This is a genomic window from Coprobacter sp. (assembly GCF_982436375.1).
This window is the reverse complement of the sequence record NZ_CEWDCG010000294.1, coordinates 1-2,586: the sequence shown is the minus strand read 5'-3', so window position 1 is coordinate 2,586 and position 2,586 is coordinate 1. Positions and strand designations below refer to the sequence as shown.

The window sequence follows — 2,586 nt, the reverse complement described above, 5'->3', positions numbered from 1 at the left end:
CCAATGTCCCCCCATTTCGGATATTTCCAACAGAATGGAAATCGATACCTTGAAGACCTTTACCTCCTTACTGCCGGGAAAAGATTTATCAAAGGAATATTGCATGTGATATGCTTCTATTGCAAATATTTTATGCAATTGTCCCAATCATCAGACTCATATAACGTGTAAATCACTCATACATGGTAATCCTGTTACCCTTACATACTCTATAATTTTCAAAACAGATGTTCCTAATTTATGTTTTTTCATTCGTTTACTAACTCGTTCAATATCCTCAATTTCAAAAACATCTAAATTATTTTCTAAACAAAATTTTGATACCTCTTTTTTAAATTCGGCTTTGTTTTGAGCAAAAACAACAATATTTGTGAATCCACCCGAATAACTTCCTAATATTGAGTTTTCAGAATGGGGATGGACACCAACTAAGCCTATCCATAATTGCTGATTAATATTCATGAAGTGTACTATTAGTTTTTTTCCTTATGTATATCCGTTGAATGATAATGGCTATTTCCTTTTTCAGGATTAAGATGTTTTATAGGCGCATTTTTCCCTTCATTTCTGGCGGCATCTTTGGCAGACTTTTGTGTACTGTGTTTAACAAATTTGTACCGAGTTGATAAATCAAATACTCAAATTCCGATCCGTCCGGTAAATACGGGAAAATACCTTTTTTCTATTTCTCTTTTTCAAAAAGATCGAACAATACCTCATGTGTTTCCTGATCGAATAACACCCCATAATCAGTATTCAAGTACATACAGAAATCCTCCAGTAATTGCACCAGAAACTCAATATTTATTTTCCGATACTTGCCGAACCAAATAGTAATAAATCCCATATACTCGGGCAGTGGACGGGTTATTTGCTCTTTCGAGGTTATACAGGTAGAGGTAACAATGCCCATATATCGGGGAAAAATCTTTTTGGGATTCAGAATCTCCCCGCCTGATGTCAGGGCTCCCCAATATTTACACTCCAACACAGCCTTGTACTTATATTTTTTCTCTAGAATCAGCCTCGCGCCCGGATAGCTAAGCCATGCAACAGACAAAGTGTACCCTCTTTCATCAAATGACTTTTTGGCCGGACAGACTATGTCACACTTATCGGGATGTAGAATCCCATCTTTATACTCAATAAAAAACTTTACTATCTTGGATGAGTTTTCATTGCGGGACTTTTCCCATATCGATTCTAAAAAAGTACTTATCTCGTCTTCCGTAAAATCCCAGTCTTGAATAAATTCTACAAATTTCGGGTCTGTCAAATTTTCCCGTACTTTAATAAATATACCGACATTTCTGACATAATTTCCCATAATTTATTTTCTTTCAAAAAGATCGAACAATACCTCATGCGTTTCCTGATCGAATATCACCCCGTAATCGGTATTCAGATACTCGCAAAAATCTTTCAACAGCCGTTTCAGAAATTCCATATCTATCTTTCGCTGCTTACTGAACCAAAAGGTTATAACTCCCATATACTCCGGTAGTACCCTCACCGGTTTTACGATTTTTCCATCAGACCATACAAGCCCCCAATATTCATTCTCAATATAGGCCTCAAATTTGTATTTTTGTTTTAAATATATTCCTCCTCCCGGAAAACTTAACCATGCTACTGGAATAGAAATATCGTTTTTGTCAAATGCAATTTTTATTGGCTCGGCTAGATTGTATTTGTCTGGAAGAATAGCTTCATTCTTATATGTGACAAAAAACTCCACAATTCTTTTGGCTTGTTCATTGCAAATCGTTCCTTTAATAGAATCGAAAAAATTAGCAAATTCTAATCTCGTAAAATTCCACGTTTTCATAAACTCCACGAATCTCTGATCCGTAAGGTTTTCCCGTACTTTTATCTGCACACAGATGTTTTTGTAATCAAATTTACCCATAATATTTTATTTTTTTTTGGTCCTAAATCTTTTCGCCTGATTATCTCTCTTTCCGGAATATTTCCGGACACATGTGTTTTCTCTCCCGTAATGATTTTAAACTCCTTTCCTGTATCTTTTGCTACTTGCCGTTCTCCCCTAATTTGTTTTGTATTATTTACTATTTTTACATCTTTTATCTCCATTATGTTTTTTGGGGTTACTATATCCGGGATTACTGTTATGTCTTCTCCCGTTTCCAAAGTTGTCATTTCCCGTTTGGTATTTTTTGTCGCTCTCATCTCCTGCAATGCCCGCTTTTCACTTTGCCGCCTCCGTTCCATGGCTTTTAACGTTTCTGCTGTCTTATCTGCCGTTCGTCCGGTCTTGATCGCAACACCTGCCCCTCCTGGCACTCCCGGCAATATGACGGCACCCAAATCTACGAGCATTCCCAAACCATCGACTACCGAAGCCTTAACATTTCCCTGACGGACATTTTCCACAAAACTTTTAGCTCCGATCGTCAAACTGGCGACATCCCATAGAGACTCTATCCATCGACCTGTGGGATCGACATACCTTACCGGATTTCCGGCACAATACGCATACGGCAATATTCCGTAGTAATTCTCACATAGCAGATCTAATGTCGTGAATCCGGGTATCTGAAAATCCTGAATTCTCGCCTTCGAGTC

The 2,586-nt window shown here is 37.5% G+C and carries 4 protein-coding genes; all 4 read right to left on the bottom strand.

The features are described 5' to 3' along the window. Positions 1-156 precede the first annotated feature (156 nt). Positions 157-462, bottom strand: coding sequence for a hypothetical protein (locus tag AC1WHX_RS11800; protein WP_022601731.1), 306 nt, complete (start codon positions 460-462; stop codon positions 157-159). Positions 463-682: 220 nt separating this feature from the next. Further along, positions 683-1,327, bottom strand: a complete 645-nt coding sequence (locus AC1WHX_RS11795; RefSeq protein WP_270214045.1) for a hypothetical protein — start codon at positions 1,325-1,327, stop codon at positions 683-685. Positions 1,328-1,330: 3 nt separating this feature from the next. Next, a complete protein-coding gene (locus tag AC1WHX_RS11790) occupies positions 1,331-1,909 on the bottom strand; it encodes a hypothetical protein (RefSeq protein WP_122329749.1) in 579 nt (192 codons plus the stop codon). Beyond that, on the bottom strand, positions 1,870-2,586 hold a 717-nt coding region (locus AC1WHX_RS11785; protein ID WP_481229437.1), incomplete at its 5' end, for a putative toxin. The genes AC1WHX_RS11785 and AC1WHX_RS11790, both read right to left, overlap by 40 nt.